This window comes from Nostoc sp. KVJ3 (genome assembly GCF_026127265.1).
GTDB lineage: Bacteria > Cyanobacteriota > Cyanobacteriia > Cyanobacteriales > Nostocaceae > Nostoc.
Genome location: NZ_WWFG01000001.1, coordinates 2031155 through 2053223 on the forward strand (window position 1 = coordinate 2031155; position 22069 = coordinate 2053223).

Here is a 22069-nt window from a genome sequence, read left to right on the forward strand (position 1 = left end):
ACCAAAACAAAAGTAACTGTCTAAAGATTGCTTAATCCAACCCTAAGCCAAATAGAACTTTAATCTAAATAAGGATTTAATTCCATGTTGAAACCAAACCGAATATCGATAGTCTTAGGTGCTGCTGCCCTGATGATTATTCCCACTCTTTTGACTGCTCCTGCAAGTGCCCAGACAAAAGCCTACGTTGTTGCTCAAAACGATCGAGATTGGGATCGTGACAGCAATCAGAACTCTGGAGATCGGAATAATTGGAACCGCGACGGCAGAAGCAACTCTGGAGATCGGAATAATTGGAACCGCGATAGCAGAAGCAACTCTGGAGATCGGGATAATTGGAACCGCGACGGCAGAAGCAACTCTGGAGAATCCAGAAACTCTAGAGATCGGGATAACTGGAACCGTAACAACCAAAACAGAGTAGTCAGACTTCGTAATGGTGACATTAGATATCCTAATGGGCAAATTATTCCTGCTAGATCCATAGCCAGACTGCGTAATCAAGGTTACTACAGACTTCCCAACGGAGATGTTCTTCTTCCCAGTCAGGAAATTGTTCCTGCTGGAAGATTAATTAGAGTGCATGATGATTATTTCAGACTTCCTAGTGGACTGGTACTGCAAATAAACCTTTAAAACACTCTTAACTCCAAACAATTGTCAGTATAAAGACTACCAGGCTATAGTTTTAGCCATAAACAACCAGCTTGGTAGCCATTCTTTTTAGACACAATGGACATGAAAGTTGATACACCAAATACCGTAGATTCATCAGTTTCGCTTCCAGAGGTCAAGAAAAAAAAGGGCAGACCTAATTGGCTGTCTTGGCTAATTGCTTTTTGCCTTTTGGGTGGAATTGGCTATGCAATTTATTATCAAGTCGCTGTTGTTTCCCAGCAACAAGCCAGCCGTCGGGTGCTGACAAAACCCGTACAAAGACAGAGTTTAACGATCGCAGTTTCAGCGAACGGAACAGTGAAGCCTGAGCGGTCAATCAACCTCAGTCCGAAAAATTCAGGCATCCTGAAAAGTCTGTTGGCGAAGGAAGGGGATCTTGTTAAACAAGGACAGATTGTAGCTTACATGGATGATTCCAACCTGCGGGGGCAACTAGTCTCTGCTCAAGGACAATTGGCACAAGCCGAGGCGAATTTGCAAAAAGCGATCGCCGGGAATCGCCCTCAAGATATTGCTCAAGCACAGGGATCGTTAGACGAAGCCGAAGCAAATCTGCAAAAGGCACAAGCAGGGAATCGCTCTCAAGATATTGGCCAAGCACAGGCACGTTTGCAAAGCGCTCAAGCCACCCTTCGCCAAGCAGAAGATGATTTGGTTCGTAATCAACAGCTTTATAACGCAGGTGGTATTTCCCTTCAGACTCTTAACCAAAAACGTGCTACTCGCGACAGCGCCCAAGCTAGTGTAAATGAAGCACAGCAAGCATTAGGGTTACAAAAAGCCGGGTCACGTCCAGAAGACATCAAGCAAGCAATAGCTGTGGTGAAGCAGAGACAGCAAGCTTTAGCACTTTTGAAAGCCGGAACGCGCCAAGAAGATATTAACGCCGCCCGCGCCCAAGTAACATCTGCTCGTGGTTCACTGCAAAACATCCAAGCCGAAATCAATGACACGATTATTCGTGCCCCTTTTGATGGTGTAGTGACAAAGAAGTATGCCGATCCTGGCGCTTTCGTGACACCCACAACTGCTAGTAGTGATGTAGCTTCTTCTTCTTCTTCTTCTATCTTGTCTCTAGCTTCAACAAATGAAGTTGTCGCAAATTTAGCGGAAACAAATATTTCCAAAATCCGCCTTGGTCAAGAAGTTTCGATTACAGCAGATGCCTACCCAGGAAAAACTTTTGAAGGTAAAGTCAGCCAAATCGCTGCCCAAGCAGTAGTAGAACAAAATGTTACCAGTTTTGAAGTGAGAGTATCACTTTCAGACCCTCAAAGACTACTGCGGTCTGGGATGAATGCGGAAGCAGATTTTCAAGTCGGTCAAGTTGAAAATGCTTTAGTAGTTCCAACCGCGTCGGTAGTGCGCCAAGAAAATGCCACAGGTGTGTATGTGGCTGGAGCAGATAGCAAACCTGTTTTTACTCGTATTGAGACTGGTGTTACCGCGAATAACTTTACCGAAGTTAAATCTGGATTGACAGGAGACGAGAGAGTATTACTCAGTTTCCCACCAGGATCGCGTCCGCAATCAACACCACGAGGAGGAGTTTTCCCTGGTCTAGGAGGAGGCGGGGGAGCCGGTGGTGGCAGTCGTTCAGGCGGTGGTGGCGGTGGTCGTTCAGGCGGTGGTTCCTCTTAGTGAATTTTATTTTTAACGTAGACGCTTCGGCTTCCCGCAGGGTACCGTAATCGCACAGCGTCTCGTAGAGAAGGACGCATAGATGCAGAGTGGCTTTCCGCAGAGGTAGGACACAAAGGAAGAGAAGGAAGAGATGAGTTTTAAATAAAAGCTTATGTTTAAGATATTTAAGGGCTTTTATAAAGCTAAGAAGACCCGCACAGTACCGTTGCTGGAAATCTTGACAATGGCGGCAGAGACTCTGTGGAGTAACAAATTACGCACAGGTTTAACTATGCTGGGCGTAATTATTGGGATTTCTTCAGTCATTGCCATTACTTCTGTCGGTCAGGGAGTGCAAAAGGGGGTTGAGCAACAGATCCAAGCATTGGGTACAGATGTGATCCAAATCTTAGCGGGGGCTGCAAGAAGTGGGAATGTCCGTCAGGGGGTAGGTTCTAGCAGCACCTTGACCTGGGAAGATGCAAAGGCGATCGCTACACAAGCACCATCAGCACAGATGGTTTCTGCTTATCTCCAACGCAGCGCTCAAGTTGTATATGCAGGACAGAACACTTCAACAACCATTTATGGCACAGATTTGAATTACCCAGAAGTCAGAAATACTCACCCCCAGCAAGGGAGATATTTTACTCAAGAAGAACTAGATACTGTGGCACAGGTAGCTATTCTTGGCCCGACAGTCCAAAGCACACTTTTTGGAAAAGGTGTAAATCCTATCGGCGAGAAAATTCGCATTCAGGGAGAGGCTTACCAAGTAATTGGGGTGATGGAAGCTAAAGGTTCTCAGGGGCCAATGGATCGAGATGACCAGGTTTTTATTCCTCTAACTAGTATGTCGAAGAGACTTGTTGGTAACAATGCTCTGGTAGGTGTTTCTGTAAATGGAATTTTAGTTAAAGGTGCTAATCAGGAACAATTAGAAGCGGCTCAGTTTCAAGTTACTAATCTTTTACGGCTGCGTCACAATATTTATCCACCACAAGCCGATGATTTTCGGTTGACTAATCAAGCTGATATTGTGAGTACCTTCACTAGTGTTGTTGGTTTATTTACAGTCATGCTAGTAGCGATCGCTGGAATTTCTTTAGTGGTTGGTGGAATTGGGATTGCCAACATTATGCTAGTTTCCGTGGTTGAACGGACGCGGGAAATTGGGATTCGCAAAGCTGTAGGAGCTACCAATTCTGCCATACTTAATCAATTTTTAGCCGAAGCGATCGTGATTTCCATTGCTGGTGGAGGTATTGGGATGGCCACTGGCATTTTATTAGCCTTTATAGCTGCAAGCGTTTTCAAATTTCCCTTTATCATTTCTTTCTTGTCAATCGTTGCTGGCTTTGGACTCTCGTTAAGCGTTGGCTTACTCGCTGGGGTGATTCCAGCACGTAACGCATCTAAATTAGATCCAATCAACGCTTTAAGAAGCGACTAGTACCGCAGGGCGGAATTAAAAATTAAAAATTAAAAACGAATACAGCATAAGGGTTTCATTGATTTGGAATGGGTGGTTTATTTCCGCCGCGCTGTACTAGATAATTCGTAATTCGTAATGACGCTCGAACGAGAGCAGCGTGTCGCAGATAACACTCGCTTTCTCGTGTCGCTAACTCCTAACTCCTAACTCCTAACTCTTATGCCGACAATGATTTGGATGGAATCTATTACCAAAACCTATTACTTGGGAGAAGTTAGCGTTCCAATTCTTAAGGGAATTGAACTTTCTATTGAGGAAGGGGAATATGTCTCGATTATGGGTGCATCAGGTTCGGGGAAATCTACACTCATGAATATTTTGGGATGTCTGGATCGTCCGACAACTGGAGACTATATTTTTGAAGGCAGAAACCTGACGACTTATGATGATGATGAATTAGCCTATATCCGCAACCAAAGAATAGGTTTTGTTTTCCAACAATTTAACCTCTTGGCGCGGGCAACAGCACTAGAAAATGTGATGTTACCAATGGTTTACGCTAACTTACCTAAGTCAAAACGCCGTCAAAGAGCATTAGAAGCCTTGGAAAAGGTAGGATTAGAGGGACGCATATCTAACCGTCCTAGTCAACTATCTGGGGGACAACAACAACGGGTAGCGATCGCTCGCGCTTTGGTTAACCGACCTGCATTAGTTTTGGCAGATGAGCCAACAGGAGCTTTAGATACTGAAACTTCTCGTGAGGTGATGAATTTGCTGACAGAACTTAATGACCAAGGGATCACAATTGTGATTGTCACTCATGAACCAGATATCGCTGCTCAAACCAAAAGAATAATTCGAGTTCAGGATGGCTTGATTGTAGGCTAATTTGTTAATATCAACCTTTAGGGAGGGAATTTAAAATTTAAATCTCTGTAGGTCAATCAGGATGAAAACTTTTGATTGTTTCCTCAAAGAACCCTAATTAATGACTATATCTAGATTATGAATTTTAGCTTATTCTTCGTGCATTCTACCTGGGTTAGCGTAGCATTGGCGGTAGCCTTGCCGTCAGGCATCGCTATTTTTTTTCCAACTTCAGCAGGTGCAGCAACTCCCCCAAAACCTCAGAATCCCTCAAGTTCTGTATCGGTTCCCGATTACCTCAACCCTAATCCCAATCCTCTGCAATTTCCTACCAAACCAGAAGAGGTAAAGATTCAGGCAACTGTACCAATCAGTTTGGCACAAGCTTTAGAACTAGCACAACGCAACAATCGAGACTTACAGGTAGCCATATTACAGCTAGAAGGCAGTCGTTCTGCTCTACGCCAATCTCAAGCTGCCTTATTACCTACTCTGGGAATCAACGGTAGTGTGACTAACACTGGTAATGGTTTTACTAGCAGTTCGTCTCCAGCCAGCACGTCCTTTAATGGTTCAGCACAACTGAATTATAATCTCTATACCTCCGGTAATCGCCAAGCAACAATCCAAGCAGCTGAAGAACAAGTCCATGTGGATGAATTTAATGTGGAAACTCAGTCTTTGACAGTTAGGTTGAATGCCACAACTCAGTACTACAATTTGCAACAAGCAGATGAACAAGTAAGAATTAATCAGTCTGCTGTGGAAAATGCCCAGGCTAGTTTACGGGATACTCAAGCCAGAGAACAGGCTGGAGTGGGTACGCGGTTCGATGTGCTGCAAGCTCAGGTGAATTTAGCAAACAACCAACAACAACTGATTAATGCCATCTCGCAGCAGCAAATTGCCCGTCGTCAGCTTGCTACTACATTAAGTTTGTCACAGTCATTTAATATCACGGCCGCAGATCCTGTACAGTTAGCAGGGCTTTGGCCGCAAACGGTAGAACAAAGTATTATCCAAGCATTTCAAAATCGCCCAGAATTGCCCCAGTATTTGGCACAACGGAATATTTACGAACAACAGCGCCGTCAGGCACTCTCACAGCTAGGGCCACAAATTAGTTTGGCAAGTAGCTACAACCTGCTAGATCGGTATAACGATGGCGTTAGTGTTACTGATGGCTATTCAGTGGGACTCCAAGGAAGTTTAACTTTGTATGATGGAGGAGCCGCAAAAGCAAAGGCGGCTCAGTCGAGAGCTAATATTGCGATCGCAGAGAATCAATTTGCTAGCCAGCGCGACCAAATTCGCTTTAATGTAGAACAATATTATTCTCAATTGCAATCCAATTTGAAGAATGTGGAAACTTCGGCTGTGGCTTTAAATCAAGCCAGAGAAGCTCTGAATTTAGCAAGACTCAGGTTCCAAGCTGGCGTGGGCACTCAAACAGAGGTGATTGCTGCTGAAAATGACCTGACAACAGCAGAAGGCAATCGAGTCACAGCTATTTTGGATTACAATATCGCCCTTGCTAATTTGCAAAGTTCAGTCACTTCTAGGGCTTCGCGCTAACATCTAAACCCGTGAAAGAACGACTATGGAGCAGTAATAACCGCTACTGGGCAATGGGCTTTACTCAGAATTGCATCCACTCTGTGACCGAAGAAAACGCGACCTGTAATCATGCGGATATTACTGCCGAGAATAATGAGGTCAACTTCTTGGGTTTGAGCAAACTTGAGAATTTCCCTCTCTGGGCTGTTTCCTTGAAGAATATAGGTTGTGACATCAGCACCCAAATTGCGGCCAATTGCTGCTTGCTGTTCTAGCAGATCGTGGGCAATTTCCTTTACTGGATTTAGCGATCGCTGTTCGTAAAGAATATACTCAACCTGTGGCAAATTAATCACGTTCACGATCGTTACTAATGCCCCAGTTTGAGCAGCGATTGTACTTGCCATCTCTACAGCATTTTTACTATATTCTGTCCCCACCGTTGGCACTAAAATTTTGGTCAGCTTTTGTTGAGCAATTTTGCATATCTCGCCTTTGGGGTGGGGTAGGTGCGATTTTACTACCATCGTTGCACAAGGCGCTTCTTGTACAACCTTATCTACAAGCAAATTAAACAATGTTTTCTGGGGGCGTATCTGTTCAGAAGCTCCCAATACGATCAAGTCATAGTTTTTGTTAGCTTCATTTAAAATTACTTCCGCTTTACTACGCCCAGACTCAGTTTTTGTTTGCAAATTGGTATCAGCAGGTAGCTGCATTTCTTCAGCAATAGCAGCCAGAGCTTCCTCGGCGGCGGTATCTTTAACTTGGGTTGCTGTCCGACGGTCTTTGCTTTGAGGTTGCTTATCACTTAGGGCATATAAAGATGTCACTTCTATGGAGTTTTGGTGAGCGATGTAACCCACTAGCTGCGCCGCTAATTGGATGTTTGGGCCACCGCTAGTAGGTATTAGAACACGCTGAATCTGCTTGATGAAGCTGCGACTATCCTGTTCTTCCTGTTCCAAACGTTGAGCTTCTTCTTCACTCATCACCACCTTCGACAAACACCAGCGTAAAAGGGGTGGAGCCATTAGGGAAGTAACGATCGCTACCATGACAATAATTGAATACATCTGAGGATTCAGCACTCCCAGAGATAAACCAATGGTAGCAACCACAATTTCCATCGCCCCGCGAGCATTCATCCCGGAACCCATCGCCAAACCTTCCCAATGACTCAAGCCACCGACGCGAGAACCAAGGTAAGCACCTGTAAATTTGCCAACACAGGCGACAGCGAGGACAATCAAGCCAAATAGCAACGTTTGGGGCACTAACAGAGTTAGCAAGTTAACTTTTAAGCCAGCCCCAGCAAAGAAAATTGGCGCTAAAAAGGCTGCCGTGAATACTTCTAGCAGATGTCCAGCTTCGTTACTAAAGCGGCGAGATTGACCGGCCAGAATCCCCAGTACGAAAGCACCTAATGCAGCTTCTAAACCTAATGCGTGGGTAAGTGCTGCTGCCGAGAGCGAAAGAATCAGCACAGCCGATATACTAGCCGAGATGCCGCCAATGTAGTCATCAACCCACCGTAAAATCTGGTCTACAATGGTACGGCCAATTGTGAATGCGATCGCTAAAAATAATATAGCCGCACTCACGGAATGAAAAATTGTCCCAAAGTCAAACTTGCCGCTACTAGCTAGACCTGAAACCACAGAAAGTAAAATCCAGCCGATAGTGTCGTCAGTCATCCCAGCCGCTAAGGTGACTTGACCAATGTCACGGCGAATCAGGTTTAAATCCATCAGCACCTTCGCAATCACTGGGACTGCTGAAATACTCATTGCTGTGGCGATAAATAGACTAAATACTAGTCGCTTTTCTGGGTTGGCCAAAAAACTATCTGGTAATAGCCACCCTAATCCAAATCCGGTGATAAAGGGGACAATAATTCCGCCCAGTGAAATGAGTAGAGCGGTTTTACCCTTGCGAAGAATTAGCTTGAGATCCGTCTCTAACCCAGTTACAATCAGCAAAAATAACACACCTAACCAAGAAATCACCGAAAGTAAATCAGACTGTTCTTGATTTTTGGGAAAGATATGCGCCTGTAAGTCTGGAAGCAGCAAACCAAATAGAGAAGGGCCCAGCAACACACCCGCCAATAATTCCCCAACAACAGGCGGGAGGTTAATCCGCCGCATCAACTCACCTAATCCCCGCGCTACCAGAAGCAATAGTGACAGTTGCACCAGCACCAACAACAGCTCATGATGACCGAGAGGTTTAATTACACCGTCACCTGCTACTTTCTGTGCAGCGAGTATAGGGACTAACATCAAGGGCAGGTTTTGCATAGTGTCCAAAGATGGGATTACAAATTTTTAAACGGGCTGTTCAAGTAAATCCTGAAAATGTTTACTTCCACATCGGCCTATGAGATTAAACTGTGATTGTCATTAGTAACGGTAAGATTATTGTGCGCGATCGCCCGAAGAGGATATTTGAAAAGTATTGTGCGAATAGAATTCGCGGCTACACAAGCAAAGTCCACCTCCGTGGACTAAGAGAAAATCAAGGGTTTTTAACCCATGTCGGTGGGTAAAGTCTCGTGTAGCCGGGATTTCCAATCGCTCATCAACTTATTTTCGAGCGCGAACAAAGAACTTTGTAGTCTCTTCCCAAATACCTTGATCCGTTGCTAGTTTCTCAATTTCTGCTTTGTACTCAACTTGTAACTGATTTAATTGTTCTTGTGATAATTTTGACAGCAGTGGATTACCTTTAAAATTTATCTTCATTGCTATCTCAGATAATCTGTTATCTCTAAGAGGGCGATAACGTCCTGATGGTTCAATTTTAATTTCAATATCTCTAAAACCTGCCTGATTGAGCAAATTCCGACATTTTTCTGGAGTTCCCAGTGGTTCAAGGATATGTGGTAACGATCCGCCCAAAACTTTAGCGAAGATCCTCTGCTGAAGAGATGCCATATAAGCTGTTTCGGGAGGACAGGTGAATGCCACAAATCCTCCGGGTTTCAAGAAGCGATACCACTTTTGCAAAATAGCCAGGATATCAGGAAAAAGTACAATCGCCTCACAGCAAAAGACAACATCAAAACTACTATCACTAAAGTTGAAATATTCTGCATCTGCCTCAATCAACTCGATATTTTGTAATTTTGCTGCTGCAATCTTAAGTTTTGCTTGATGCAACATTCCAGGGGTCATATCAATCCCAATCACATAGCCACTTGAACCAACTTTTTCAGAGGCGGGTATTGCAAGTAAACCTGTCCCAGTCGCCACATCAAGGATTTTTTGTCCAGAATCTAGGGGAACGAATTCAAGTAGAATCTTCGCGTCTAGAGGATGACGAGTATCTTTTTCATGGTCATAAGTAGTTCTATTACCATAAAATTCTTTTAGTTGCTGCTTATAACTATCCAAATCAGTCATAACCAAATGTCAAATTTTCTCCACTTTATAGTAACTTCTATTGTGATGTTGAGTTGCTTGCTATTGAACCCAACCCTGACAGCCCAAGCCGCATCTTCATCTACCACAGTTTACGAACAACGGATAATTCATAGTCCAGATGGTATCGGCAAATATTACATGGGGCGCGAAATTGCCCAAGTTATGGGATACACAGGCGCTGGCTGGCTAGAACGTCCCAACCGAGAGGGAGAGGAACAGCCAAGTAAGGTAGTCAGCCTCCTCAATCTAAAACCTAATGATGTGGTGGCGGATATTGGTGCTGGTACAGGTTACTTTAGCTTTCGCATTGCACCGTTATTAACAACAGGTAAAGTGTTAGCTGTAGATGTTCAGCCAGAAATGTTAGAAATCATTGAGTTATTCAAAAAAGAGAAAAACATCACCAATGTTGAGCCTGTTTTAGCAACCCTTAGCGACCCCAACTTACCATCTGAAAGTATCGATTTGGCCTTGATGGTAGATGCTTACCATGAACTTGAATATCCCCAAGAAGTGATGCAAGGAATTGTGAAAGCACTTAAACCAGGTGGTAAGGTGGTGCTGGTTGAGTACCGGGGTGAAAATCCTTTTATTATGATTAAAGGTCTGCATAAGATGACTCAAAAGCAAGTCCGTAAAGAGATGCAAACTGTTGGTTTAGTTTGGCAGGAAACTAAAAATTTGTTACCTCAACAGCATTTAATGGTATTTAAGAAACCTGATTCTAACGATATTTTGACAAGATGAGGCTGGAAAGTACATCACAATAAAAATATGAACCAAGGCATAATAAAGTAAAACTCCCTGCCAGAGACGAAAATCATGGTCAAGCTATCACTCAAACAGCGAATTCCTCCTTTAGAGAATGGCGATCGCCTCACTCGCTACGAATTTGAACACCGATATCAAGCAATGCCCCGTCATCAAAAGGCAGAATTAATTGAAGGAGTTGTATACTTGGCATCCCCATTACGTTTTGAAAGCCATGCTGAACCACATGGTCATCTAATAGGTTGGCTGGGAGTTTACGAAGCATTAACCCCTAGTGTGAGATTGGGAATTAAGCCAACAGTCCGCTTAGATCGAGACAATGAACCACAACCTGATGGAGTGCTATTAATCACACCAACATCTCAAGGACAATCTCGTTTAAGCGATGATGATTACATCGAAGGTGCGCCAGAACTCGTAATAGAGATAGCAGCTAGCAGTGTTTCGATTGATTTACATGATAAGAAAAAAGTCTATGGTCGAAATGGGGTGAAAGAATATATTGTTTGGCAAATATTTGAAAATAAATTAGATTGGTTTCACCTACAACAAGGAGAATATGTCTCTTTAGAAATAGACGCAGATGGAATTATCAAAAGTCAACTATTTCCTGGTTTGTGGTTGTCAATGTCAGATTTACTTGCTGGGAATATGCAGCAAGTATTGACTGTGTTGCAGGTGGGATTAAATTCGTCAGAACATCAAATATTTGTGCAGCAGTTGTCTGATGAAGATAGTTAGTCAGAATTCAGAAGTCAGAATAGTTAAAAAATCAGGGAAACATTTGATAAGCTGATCGTCTTGTAATTTGCACATTGTGATTTATCCAAATCATTGTAGTGCGGGCATCCTGCCCGCGTTCGGTATCCAAATTAAATGCAGAACAGTTAACTATTTTGACATCAGTCCAGTTTTTGGGGAATGAGACTGGCGTTTTTTGTTGCACTATCCCAAACAATCCAATTAAGAGAATTATCTAAATCATCAGGGCTATTTGAAACTTTAAAATATAGCTTTTCTTCGCCTTTTCTTTCAATAGCAAAGTCGGCATTTTGAGCGTAAACGACTATAAAACCTTTGTCTCGTAAACAATACATCGCCCAAGCTTTCAATGATTGCTTGTATGGTTCGTGTGGAATTGGCGGTTTTGCGATCGTCTCTTCAATTACTTTAAATATTTGTGTGAGTTTTGCGGTCATAGTAGAGATTTTTATTATTACTCCTAAGTTAACTAGCTTCTGGATCGCAACGAATTTCAATCATAAAGCCATCTGGATCGTAAAAATACACACCTCTACCAGTAGGACGAGTGACTGGGCCGTATGCGATCGCTATTTTATTTTCCCCGATCACTGTCACCGCGCGATCGAATAACTGCGGATCGATGTCAAAAGCGAGATGGTAGGCTCTGGTGAATGTCTTCTCTGGATTGGGATCTGGTGGTGATAATTCTGGTTCTCCAAATAAATCGAGTATCGTACCATCCGGGGTAATGAAGTTGGCTACTTTCCCAGATGCGACAAGTTCCGCCAGAGTTGCGGGTACTTCGTCGCCTGTGAGTTCGTGCAAACCCAAAATTGTGCCATAAAAGTAGCGGGAAGCTTGCATATCGTGGACGTTGAGGGCAATGTGATGCACTTTACGCAGATTTCCTGGCGCAAGGACACTGTTCGCAGATTGGGTGCTAGATAGCATAGTGGAACAAAATCTCAATACTTTGATAGAAGCTGAACTTTTTACTTAAAGTTTACTATTCATAATAAAAATCTATCATGGCATTTGATTATTCTTTAGACTTTAACAATATTGATTTTCGCCAACATCCTGAACTCTATCGTGTTGTCAAGGGTGAGCAGGGTGTACTTTTGGTTGAACCATACAAATCAGAAATACTTCCCTACTGGCGGTTTAAAACTCCTGATATTGCTAGAGAATCGAGTGCAAAAATCTACGATATGTTTCTTGATTATCTAGAACAAGATGATTTTGTTGGCGCAGATATGGCACGAAAGTTTATCCAAATGGGTTATACTCGCTCTCGCCGTTATGCTAATCATAAAAGCGGCAGAAAATATAAAAAGGAGTCAGGAGTCAGAATACAGGAGTCAGAATACTCCACCCATGAAGGGATGGAGTTTTAATTCAGGAAGAATATTTTAATTTTTTCGCTTGACTTCGGGCGTTAGCGCAGCGGGACGAAGTCCGGTTTTAACCAATATTCATTAACCACTCGTACAGAATTCATGCTGAATTCTGACTCCTGACTTCTGAATTCTTCTTATAAACAGATGTATAGGAGCATTTGACTTTTGTAAATAAATATACTCAGCGATTAGAAGTCGCAGCTATACAAACTAAGTCCGCGTAGGCGGACTTAGAGGATGTTTTAAAAGTCCTCTGGTCGGTAGCAAAAAGTTTTAGATCCCCCTAAATCCCCCTTAAAAAGGGGGACTTTGATTCCGGTTCCCCCCTTTTTAAGCTACGGTGTACACACAAGTCGAATTACCCCCCTTAGTCCCCCCTTGTAAAGGGGGGAAACAAGAAAAATCCGGTTCCCTCCCCTTTACAAGGGGAGGGTTAGGGTGGGGTAATTCGAGAACTGGTAGTGATTCGATAACTTGTGTGTACACCGTAGCCTTTTTAAGGGGGGGTAGGGGGGATCAACAAGTGCCTAAAATTACAGCCAACCACTTTTAAAACATCCTCTTAGGAATTTGAAACCTAGCTGTACAATTTCCTTTAGAGATAACTATAGGAATAGTATTTGATGTAGGGTGCGTTAGCGTAGCGTAACGCACTATAAGCCTAGGATGGTGCGTTACGACGTTCCGTCTAACACACCCTACAGATACTTATATTTTTTCAAAAATTAAATATGATTCCTATATATAATTATTACCATTAGCGATCGCGACATTGATAATGTTGTATCAAAACCCTATAAGCAAGCTACAAAAATTCATCCAAAAACAAAGTTTTTTGAATGTAGGGGTTTTTCTGGCAATTTTGTTGGGGATTGTATTGTTCAATTGGGTAGCGCTCTCGCAGCAACCAGTTACCCTCAATATGTTAATTACTGCCCCTGATGCCGAACCTTGGAAGCAGGGTTTGATTAGAGATTTTGAGGCTGAAAACCCAGGCATTCGGATTAACTTAGTTGAGGGGCCGAATGCCACAAATTTGCTCGAAGACCTGTACACTTCATCTTTTATCTTAGGTGAATCCCCTTATGACTTGGTGAATATGGATGTTATCTGGACACCCAAGTTTGCTGCTGCTGGATGGTTGCTATCCTTAGACGATCGCATTTCCCAGCAGGAGTTGGCAGCATTTTCACCCAAGGATGTAGAAGGTGGACGTTACCAGAACAAGCTATACCGCATTCCCGTGCGTTCCGACGTGGGAATGCTTTACTACCGCGAAGATTTAATCAAAGAAGCAGGATTGAAACCGCCAGAAACCTTTGAGGATTTGATGCGAATATCCCTGATCTTGCAGAAGAAAAAACAAGTGAATTGGGGCTATGTTTGGCAGGGACGGCAATATGAAGGACTCGTGGCCATGTTTGTGGAAGTCCTTAATGGTTTTGGTGGCTTCTGGGTTAATCCCGAAACGTTGGAGGTTGGGCTAGATAGACCAGAAACATTACAGGCGATTGAGTTTTTGCGTAGTACTGTCACACAGGGCGTTTCTCCTGCTGGAGTCACAACCTACCAGGAAGAAGACACCCGACGCTTATTTCAAAGTGGTCAAGTAGCGTTTTTACGTAGCTGGCCTTATGCATGGCCTTTAGCCCAAGCAAAGAATTCGCCAATTCAAGGCAAAATTGCAATTAAACCGATGGTTCATGCTCACGGTAAAACTGGTGCAGCTTGTTTAGGAGGCTGGGGTATAGGAATTGCTAAATCTTCTAAACATCCCGAAGAAGCTTGGAAAGCAATTCAATACTTTACCAGTCGAAAGGCACAGCGCCGATTTATTTTGAGTGCAGGTTATGTACCAAGTCGCCGGGATTTATTTACAGACCCAGAGATTGTTGCTAAATACCCTCACTATCCGCAGTTACTGGAGGTTGTGAATAATGCAGTTTTACGTTCGCCGATCGCCCAATATGACCAGACATCAGATATTTTACAGCGTTACCTCAGCGCTGCACTATCTGGTCGGATAAATCCAGAACGAGCAATGCAAGCTGCTGCTAATGAAACGCGCCGGCTGTTAGCAGCAGGGGGCAGGGGCAGGGGGCAGGGAGCAGGGGGCAGGGAGCAGGGGGAGAAGAATTAATAACCAGTCCCCAATGACAAATGACAAATGACAAATATGCATACACTCCGAAGTCGGGAACAACGGACTGCTTGGATCTTACTGACACCAGCATTATTGCTGTTGTTGTTTGTATTTGCTTACCCGATTTTACGAGCATTCTGGTTAAGTGTATTCACTAGAAATTTGGGAACGGAACTACAACCCGTATTTTCTGGTTTCGACAATTATCTGCGGATGGCAGGGGATGGTCGTTTCTGGCAAAGTTTCTCGGCGACGACCGTGTTCACAACTGTATCCGTGCTTTTAGAACTACTGCTAGGACTGGGGATTGCTCTAGTTCTCAATCAGCCGTTTTTTGGACGGGGCGTAGTGCGGACAACTGCCATTCTACCTTGGGCTTTGCCTACCGCTCTGATTGGTCTGGCGTGGGCTTGGATTTTTAACGACCAGTTTGGAGTTGTAAACGATATTCTGCATCGGTTAGGGCTGATTAAAACTGGAATTAACTGGTTAGGAGATCCAAATCTGGCGATGAGTGCAGCAATTTTTGCTGATGTTTGGAAAACTACACCCTTTATCAGTATTTTGCTGTTGGCTGGCTTGCAGTCGATACCAGCAGACCTCTACGAAGCCTATTCTGTCGATGGAGCAAATGCTTGGCAAAGCTTCCGTAATATTACCCTGCCACTGCTGCTGCCGCAAATCTTAATTGCAGTCCTATTTCGATTTGCTCAAGCTTTCGGGATTTTCGACTTGATTGCTGTAATGACCGGGGGTGGCCCTGGTGGTGCAACTGAAGTGGTGTCGCTATACATCTATTCTACGGTGATGCGCTACTTAGATTTTGGTTATGGAGCAGCACTGGTGGTAGTAACATTTTTAATATTAATTGCTGGGGTAGCGATCGCTATTTTCTTACTTAATAAATACCGTGCCAAAACATCAGGAGTTATTTGACCCATGAGTTCAACTCCCCAACCAACGGCAAAAACCAGATTTTCTCTGAAAAAAATCTTGTTGCTAATAGCGGTTGTATTAATAATGTTATTCAGCCTAGCGCCAGCCTTATGGCAATTGCTGACCTCCTTTAAAGTTAACGAAGATATTGCCGCCGTTCCCACCGTCTATTTCCCGACGCGATTCACTTTTAGTCATTACATTGAGTTATTCACTCGTCGTCCATTTTGGCGCTACATCTTCAACAGTGCCTTTGTGTCGATTACTTCTACAGCTTTAGCTTTAGCGATCGGCGCACCTGCTGCTTATGCCTTAGCACGGTTACGCCCTTGGGGTGAACAAGCAATCCTTGCTAGCGTTCTGATGGTGACTTTATTTCCGGGAATTCTATTGTTTCTGGGACTGTTAGAAATTATTCAAGCGCTCAGATTAGGTAACAACTATTTAGCGCTGATTATACCCTACACTGCCATCAATTTACCCCTAACGATTTTAGTACTCAGAAGCTTTTTCCAACAACTACCTAAAGATTTAGAAGATTCTGCTAGAGTCGATGGCTACAACACCTTTCAACTACTGTGGCAAATCGTGCTACCTATGACCCTTCCCGCCTTAGTGACTACTGGAATTCTCACCTTTATTTTTGCCTGGAATGAGTTTATCTTCGCTCTGACATTTATGACCCGTGAAGAGATGAAAACGATTCCCGTTGCGGCGGCTCAATTGGGTGGTGCGACAGTATTTGAAATTCCCTACGGTGCGATCGCTGCTGCTACTGTTGTTGGGACGTTACCTCTAGTTTTTCTAGTTTTGTTTTTCCAGCGCCGGATTGTCCAAGGTCTGACTGCTGGTGCTGTTAAAGGATAAAAATCAAAATGGCTAAACTCGAACTCAAAAACTTGAATAAAACCTATACTTCCAAAGTTATCCCTGTTAAAGATGTGAGCTTAACGGTAGATAACCATGAGTTTCTCACTTTACTTGGCCCTTCTGGCTGTGGCAAATCTACTGTTCTACGCATGATTGCAGGTCTTGAAGAACCTACTCGCGGCCAGATTAAGATCAACGACGTGGATGTTACTTATAAATCAGCTGGCGATCGCAACATCGCAATGGTATTTCAAAGTTATGCACTCTATCCGCACATGACAGTGTACGAAAACCTCGCTTCTGGACTCAAGCTCAGAAAAATACCACCTGGAGAAATTAAACAGCGAGTCACAGAAGTGGCAGAAATTTTAGGATTACAAGAGTTGATCAACCGCAAGCCTGGTCAAATGTCTGGAGGTCAACGACAGCGTGTTGCAGTCGGTCGTGCTTTAGTGCGTAATGCCGATGTCTACCTACTAGATGAACCATTAAGTAACTTGGATGCACTGCTGCGAGAACGAGTCCGAGCCGACCTGAAGCAAATTTTTGCAGATCAAAAAGTCCCTGTCGTCTATGTTACCCATGACCAAACAGAAGCGATGACACTCTCCACCAAAGTAGCTTTGCTCAACGATGGCTATGTTCAGCAACTTGACCCACCCGAAGTTATTTATAACCATCCAGCTAATTTATTTGTGGCTGGATTCGTTGGTAGTCCTCAGATGAATTTACTGACTCTAACTTGTAACGAACACTACGCAATACTAGGCGATTTCCAAGTACCTTTACCAGATATACCAACTGTACCACCCCAGATTGTGCTAGGTATCCGCCCAGAAAACGTTCGCATTGCTCAACCAGGTGATACCCAAACCATCCAAGGACGAGTGTATCTAGTAGAAAACTTGGGTATGCACTATTTAGTCAGTATCAAGGTTGAGGGTTCACAAACCGAAGCGATTACAGTCCGTGCTTTGTTGCCAACAGACCAAACTTGGAGTAGCGAAGATATTACACTGACATTGCCCCCTGAAGATATTCATTGGTTTGATGTTCAATCTGGTCATGCTCTTGTCAAGAGGCAATTAAATGTGAGAGGCTAGTACCGCAGGGCGGAATTAAAAATTAAAAATTAAAAATTAAAAACGAATACAGCATAAGGGTTTCATTGATTTGGAATGGGTGGTTTATTTCCGCCACACTATACTAGTAATCCTTGTTCATTACCAATTACTTATATAAAAAAGATAAGAAATTGCTCATATTTTCGGCAAAACTAAGAATACCGCGATCGCAATGTTCATAAATTAAGTTACCTTCAAAATCAAATAGAAAAGTTTCTTATCGTTGCAATACGGTTCGATCAAGGTTATTCGATGAAAATATATAGATCCTAAATCCGCGATAAATCCCCGTCAGGACGAAGGACTAATTATTGTAAAGACGGCGATTTATCGCGTCTCTTGCCTTAACCAAACAGTATTCCTTCCCTAAGCTGGATCATCCCCTTTACCTGCACTGATAAATTTATGGGTAGGTTGGGTTGAGGAACGAAACCCAACAAGAAAAATCCTTGGTTTTGTTGGGGTTTCACGAATGTTCAACGCAACCTACATTTTTTTCCTTTTATCAGAGTCATTATAGAGCGTTAATCATGCAGACACAATATAAGGTGAGTCAATTGCCGCTACCCGACCAGCATCTACCAAGGCTTGATATACAATTGCCGCTACCTCAGCGCGGGTTGCATCACGGGTAGGATTGAGTTGTTTAAGGTTTGGGTGATTGACAATAATCCCCTTATCTATGGCTTTTACTACCTCATCCTTGGCATATTCAGGAATCTTAGCTTGGTCATCGAAAGCTTTGATCGATGCTGTACCATCAGCAGATAAACCTAAACCGTTTACTAGGGAGACAATCACTTGGACGCGCTGGATATTTTTGTTCGGGCCGAAGGTATTGTCAGGAAAACCAGAGAGAAATAAACCTTGATATGCTTGCTGAATTACCTTGGATGCCCAGAAATCTGCGGGTACATCTTTGAATTTGACCACGGCGCGGTTTGGCGATGGGTTGAAAGCTTTTACTAATAATGCCGCATATTGCGCCCGTGTCATCGTAGCATCAGGTTTAAATGTGCGATCGGGAAAACCATTAATTATCCCCAATTTGACTAATTCCCGAATAAAACTACCTGCCCAATGATTACTAATATCAGTTAATTCGATAGTAGAAGTAGGTGTTGGGGTGGAAGTGGGTGTGGGTGTTGGGGTGGGTGTGGGTATGGGTATTGGGGTGGGTGTCGTTGTTGAGGTGGAAGTGGGTGTTGGGGTGGAAGTGGGTGTGGGTATTGGGGTGGGTGTCGTTGTTGAGGTGGGTGTCGGTGTTGAGGTGGGTGTGGGTATTGGGGTGGGTGTTGGCGTTGGGGTGGGTGTCGTTGTTGCAACCGAACTATCTGCAAATTCTATGTTTCCCGTGACTTTAGATGCATTTATTTTATTTCCTACGGAAACCAGCTTGTTGGAACTGGCATTTTGCAAATCAAATTTACCGTTGTTTTGGAGAGTATTGCCTCCTGGATTATTGGTACTGCCAATATCCGGTAGGGCAGTTCCAATTACTGTGATTCCATCGTCAGTGTTATTTTCACAGACATTGTTACGCAATACAGGACGAGTACTGCCAGAGATGACAATTCCAGAACGGTTTTCGGAAATTTTGTTATCTCGAAGTATAGGTGATGCTGTATCACTAATGGCAATGCCAAAACCTGTTTTGAAAAAGGTATTACCTTGAATTTGTCCTTTGGAATTTTTAGCGATCGCAATTCCATTAGCTGCATTCTCACTGAATACATTACCTAGAATAACTGGGTTTGCATCGCCTGTAGCAAATACTCCCTCGCGCTTACATTGAGTGAAGGTGCTATTGGCAACAGTTGGAGTAGTTGATTCAATCCAGACACCACTACCACGGCTAGCGAGATTTGTGACAGTGACCCCTCGGAGTTCAGCTTTATCCAACATCACAAATGTGACATTTTGACCAGCAAAAGTACGGCTCAGGTAGTTACCACTTCCTTCAATCAAAATCCCCTTACCGATGTCTGTTTCATTACCCACCACTGTCACGCCAGATGGAACCGTTAGCGGAAAAACTTCACCGCTAGCAGCGTTATAATTACCATCTGCCAGTTGAATCTTAGTCTGATCTGTAGCTACTTTCAGGGCTTGGGTAATAGTTTTGAATGGGGCTTGTTGGCTACCAACATTGGTATCGCTACCCGATACTGGATTTACATAAAAAGTCTGAGCCATATTTATACTTCCAAAAAATACATAGCTATCTTAACGCTAACCATAAATTTGAGTAGCGCTTGATGCATTAAGTTACTTAAAGTACTTCTCACTGCAAAGTTAAAAAATTATGCAAATATATTTGCATAATTTTTTATTCTCGCCAAAGCTATCTCCTGGGTAAGGGAGATGTTTATAGAGGAGTTTTTCAGATTCTGTGAAAAGTAAAAGAAAAAATAAAATTTGTACAACTTGTATTTACAAATCTCCTTTTCCTCATATAGTAAGAATATGAGAGTTAATCATCCTCCTCTCGAAATAAATCCTGACACTAAAAAGTTAACTCCGATTATTCTGAATAGAGATAACTTTTGTTTTTTGCCTTTATGTCTACTCTGCAAGAACGACTAGTGTATGGGAACTGCTAGTCTTCTATGACATTAAGGGTAAACGCCGCATAGGTGAGATTTACATATTATCTATCAGCAACGCCTAACCTATCGGCGCGTAGAAATATTGAGCGTATTTCCTAAACACTAACTTTTAGGAGAAAATCACATGACTATGACAGTGGAAAAAGCCCTGCTAAACAACCAAAGCATCTTACAAAATTTTGGTTTGGTTGAAGAAATTGACGAACAAGCTGCGGAAATAATTTCTGGCGGATACATTACGATTAAAAATACAACAAATCAGCCGATTACTTACTCAATCGATGGCGTATCAACTGTAATAAAATCCGGAGCAACACAGAAAATAGTAACCCAACTGGATGGGGAGCTTAGATTTGATAGAGATATTCGAGACGAAAAAGTAAGAGTGAGAGATTATGACCTGGAAGATGGCAAGACATATGAATTTCGACCTGATACAGCGAAGAAAGACTTTTGGATTGATATCTATGGGGAAGGGGGAGATTGCGATTGATCTCAATCTGGGATTTTGAATTAACTACCAATGAACCAATACTGCTCGGTTAATAATTTTTCTAGCGATAGCTTGATATTCAAGACAGTCGCTACGTAATTTCAGTTTTTGTTTTGCGCTGAACCGATAAGTATTGAGCAATGAACTAAACGCAATTTCGGGAGAAACTTAAATGGCTATTACCATCGCAACAACCTTGTTAAGCAACCAAAGTATTTTAGAAAATATTGCTTTGGTAGAAGAAATTGACGAACAAGCCGCAGAAATAATTTCTGGTGGTCAATCTGTCAATTTCTTGAATACAGGAATATCTAGTTTTGAAGATGACGACGACGACATCATCCCAGTCAACGAAGATGTACCAGACCCTAAAGATGAGCATCCAAAATCTTTCAATCAGGCTAATTTTGTATTTGGGTAAGGTATTGTAAAAAGTATCAAGTTTCATTGAGATTCCCCCAACCCCCCTTTTTAAGGAGAAACACTGCGGTTGAGGGGTTTCTCCAAATAGAGAAAATGGCATGAACTTAGGGGTATATACAAGTCTTGGATACTACACAAAAAAGTTTTCAAACATCCTCTAACCTCGACTTTATCCATTTTTTCTCCAAGGCTTAAGCTGATGCTGAAAGCTTCATAGTACGGTAGTTTTACTTTTTTATTTTCACTGACAATCAGTGATATAGAAAAAGTTTTTACCAAAAAGCTAGTACAGTGCGGCGGAAATAAACCACCCATTCCAAATCAATGAAACCCTCATGCTGTATTCGTTTTTAATTTTTAATTTTTAATTTTTAATTTTTAATTTTTAATTTTTAATTCCGCCCTGCGGTACTAGGGTTTTGCCGATACAAGAGAACCAAGTTCTTAATTTTGGATAAAGTCGAGCTAACGTGTCGGCGTTTAGAAATATTAAGCGTACTTCCTAAACACAAACTTTCAGGAGAAAATCAAATGGCTATCACAGTAGAAAAAGCTCTGTTAAATAACCAAAGCATCTTACAGAATTTTGGTTTAGTTGAAGAAATTGAGGAACAAGCTGCGGAAATAATTTCTGGTGGCTACGAAGTGTTTAAGATCAGAAACAATACAGGCTTCAACATTAATCACGTTTTGGATGGTACAGCATTCCTAATTCAACCTGGTGAAGAATGGACATATACTGCCTATAACGGAGGAACTATTGAATTTGATGCTGATAGTCGCTCTGATAACTACCGACCTTTATCATACAATTTGGACGAAGGGCAAATATATGAATTTCAAGACAACACCTACACTACTGGCAATCCTTATGATTTTGATATCTATCGCGTAAGCTAATCTGATTTTTTACGTTATGTGAAAAGCCAAATAAAAAATCTAGGGTTTTGGGAACATATTGAGAT

Annotated in this window: 20 protein-coding genes and 1 pseudogene; 16 read left to right on the forward strand and 5 right to left on the reverse strand. The window is 42.6% G+C overall.

The features are described 5' to 3' along the window. The first annotated feature begins 84 nt into the window (after nt 1–84). From GTQ43_RS08050 to GTQ43_RS08070, 5 genes are all read left to right on the forward strand, one after another. Complete coding sequence (locus GTQ43_RS08050; RefSeq protein WP_265272138.1) at nt 85–636, forward strand: hypothetical protein; 552 nt, start codon at nt 85–87, stop codon at nt 634–636. 102 nt (nt 637–738) lie between these two features. Continuing rightward, nucleotides 739–2319: an efflux RND transporter periplasmic adaptor subunit gene (locus GTQ43_RS08055; protein ID WP_265272139.1), complete on the forward strand. Its 1581-nt coding sequence runs from the start codon at nt 739–741 to the stop codon at nt 2317–2319. Between the two features lie 154 nt (nt 2320–2473). Beyond that, nucleotides 2474–3754 (forward strand): ABC transporter permease, encoded by a 1281-nt coding sequence (locus tag GTQ43_RS08060; RefSeq protein WP_414859093.1) that lies wholly within the window; start codon nt 2474–2476, stop codon nt 3752–3754. 201 nt (nt 3755–3955) lie between these two features. Next, entirely contained in the window at nt 3956–4627 is a 672-nt protein-coding gene (locus GTQ43_RS08065; RefSeq protein WP_321162426.1) for an ABC transporter ATP-binding protein, read from the forward strand. A gap of 117 nt (nt 4628–4744) precedes the next feature. Next, complete coding sequence (locus GTQ43_RS08070) at nt 4745–6181, forward strand: TolC family protein (protein ID WP_265272140.1); 1437 nt, start codon at nt 4745–4747, stop codon at nt 6179–6181. A 23-nt stretch (nt 6182–6204) separates the two neighbouring features. Here the strand turns inward: GTQ43_RS08070 and GTQ43_RS08075 are convergent, their stop codons facing one another. Next, a complete protein-coding gene (locus tag GTQ43_RS08075; RefSeq protein ID WP_265272141.1) occupies nt 6205–8448 on the reverse strand; it encodes a cation:proton antiporter in 2244 nt (747 codons plus the stop codon). A 110-nt stretch (nt 8449–8558) separates the two neighbouring features. Here GTQ43_RS08075 and GTQ43_RS08080 point away from each other — a divergent pair, with 110 nt between their 5' ends. Continuing rightward, nucleotides 8559–8714, forward strand: coding sequence for a hypothetical protein (locus tag GTQ43_RS08080; RefSeq protein WP_265272142.1), 156 nt, complete (start codon nt 8559–8561; stop codon nt 8712–8714). A 37-nt stretch (nt 8715–8751) separates the two neighbouring features. Here the strand turns inward: GTQ43_RS08080 and GTQ43_RS08085 are convergent, their stop codons facing one another. Then, nucleotides 8752–9570, reverse strand: a complete 819-nt coding sequence (locus tag GTQ43_RS08085; RefSeq protein WP_265272143.1) for a class I SAM-dependent methyltransferase — start codon at nt 9568–9570, stop codon at nt 8752–8754. A 45-nt stretch (nt 9571–9615) separates the two neighbouring features. On the opposite strand from GTQ43_RS08085, the gene GTQ43_RS08090 reads away from it, so the two are divergent. Both GTQ43_RS08090 and GTQ43_RS08095 read left to right on the forward strand, forming a co-directional pair. Next, complete coding sequence (locus GTQ43_RS08090) at nt 9616–10338, forward strand: class I SAM-dependent methyltransferase (RefSeq protein WP_265273704.1); 723 nt, start codon at nt 9616–9618, stop codon at nt 10336–10338. A 75-nt stretch (nt 10339–10413) separates the two neighbouring features. After that, nucleotides 10414–11103 (forward strand): Uma2 family endonuclease, encoded by a 690-nt coding sequence (locus GTQ43_RS08095; RefSeq protein ID WP_265272144.1) that lies wholly within the window; start codon nt 10414–10416, stop codon nt 11101–11103. 161 nt (nt 11104–11264) lie between these two features. Here the strand turns inward: GTQ43_RS08095 and GTQ43_RS08100 are convergent, their stop codons facing one another. Together GTQ43_RS08100 and GTQ43_RS08105 are read right to left on the reverse strand one after the other, a co-directional pair. Then, nucleotides 11265–11561 (reverse strand): hypothetical protein, encoded by a 297-nt coding sequence (locus tag GTQ43_RS08100; protein ID WP_265272145.1) that lies wholly within the window; start codon nt 11559–11561, stop codon nt 11265–11267. A 28-nt stretch (nt 11562–11589) separates the two neighbouring features. After that, a complete protein-coding gene (locus tag GTQ43_RS08105; RefSeq protein WP_265272146.1) occupies nt 11590–12057 on the reverse strand; it encodes a VOC family protein in 468 nt (155 codons plus the stop codon). Between the two features lie 77 nt (nt 12058–12134). Here GTQ43_RS08105 and GTQ43_RS08110 point away from each other — a divergent pair. The 5 genes and pseudogenes from GTQ43_RS08110 to GTQ43_RS08130 form a co-directional block, all read left to right on the forward strand. Further along, nucleotides 12135–12467, forward strand: a pseudogene (locus GTQ43_RS08110) (DUF4385 domain-containing protein); the annotation flags it as partial. An 817-nt stretch (nt 12468–13284) separates the two neighbouring features. After that, complete coding sequence (locus GTQ43_RS08115; protein WP_265272148.1) at nt 13285–14646, forward strand: ABC transporter substrate-binding protein; 1362 nt, start codon at nt 13285–13287, stop codon at nt 14644–14646. Between the two features lie 27 nt (nt 14647–14673). Continuing rightward, the gene (locus GTQ43_RS08120) at nt 14674–15585 is read left to right on the forward strand and encodes a carbohydrate ABC transporter permease (RefSeq protein ID WP_265272149.1); all 912 of its coding nucleotides are present in this window, start codon (nt 14674–14676) and stop codon (nt 15583–15585) included. 3 nt (nt 15586–15588) lie between these two features. Next, a complete protein-coding gene (locus tag GTQ43_RS08125) occupies nt 15589–16452 on the forward strand; it encodes a carbohydrate ABC transporter permease (protein WP_265272150.1) in 864 nt (287 codons plus the stop codon). An 8-nt stretch (nt 16453–16460) separates the two neighbouring features. Then, nucleotides 16461–17558, forward strand: a complete 1098-nt coding sequence (locus GTQ43_RS08130; protein WP_265272151.1) for an ABC transporter ATP-binding protein — start codon at nt 16461–16463, stop codon at nt 17556–17558. Between the two features lie 549 nt (nt 17559–18107). On the opposite strand, the gene GTQ43_RS08135 is transcribed toward GTQ43_RS08130, so the two are convergent. Continuing rightward, nucleotides 18108–19775, reverse strand: coding sequence for a DUF1565 domain-containing protein (locus tag GTQ43_RS08135; protein ID WP_265272152.1), 1668 nt, complete (start codon nt 19773–19775; stop codon nt 18108–18110). Nucleotides 19776–20312: 537 nt separating this feature from the next. Between GTQ43_RS08135 and GTQ43_RS08140 the strand changes: the two genes are divergently transcribed. The 3 genes from GTQ43_RS08140 to GTQ43_RS08150 all read left to right on the forward strand — a co-directional run bounded on the left by GTQ43_RS08140 (nt 20313) and on the right by GTQ43_RS08150 (nt 22004). After that, entirely contained in the window at nt 20313–20681 is a 369-nt protein-coding gene (locus GTQ43_RS08140; RefSeq protein WP_265272153.1) for a hypothetical protein, read from the forward strand. Between the two features lie 172 nt (nt 20682–20853). Continuing rightward, a complete protein-coding gene (locus GTQ43_RS08145) occupies nt 20854–21102 on the forward strand; it encodes a hypothetical protein (RefSeq protein ID WP_265272154.1) in 249 nt (82 codons plus the stop codon). A gap of 533 nt (nt 21103–21635) precedes the next feature. Next, the gene (locus GTQ43_RS08150) at nt 21636–22004 is read left to right on the forward strand and encodes a hypothetical protein (RefSeq protein WP_265272155.1); all 369 of its coding nucleotides are present in this window, start codon (nt 21636–21638) and stop codon (nt 22002–22004) included. The last annotated feature ends 65 nt before the right edge of the window (nt 22005–22069 follow it).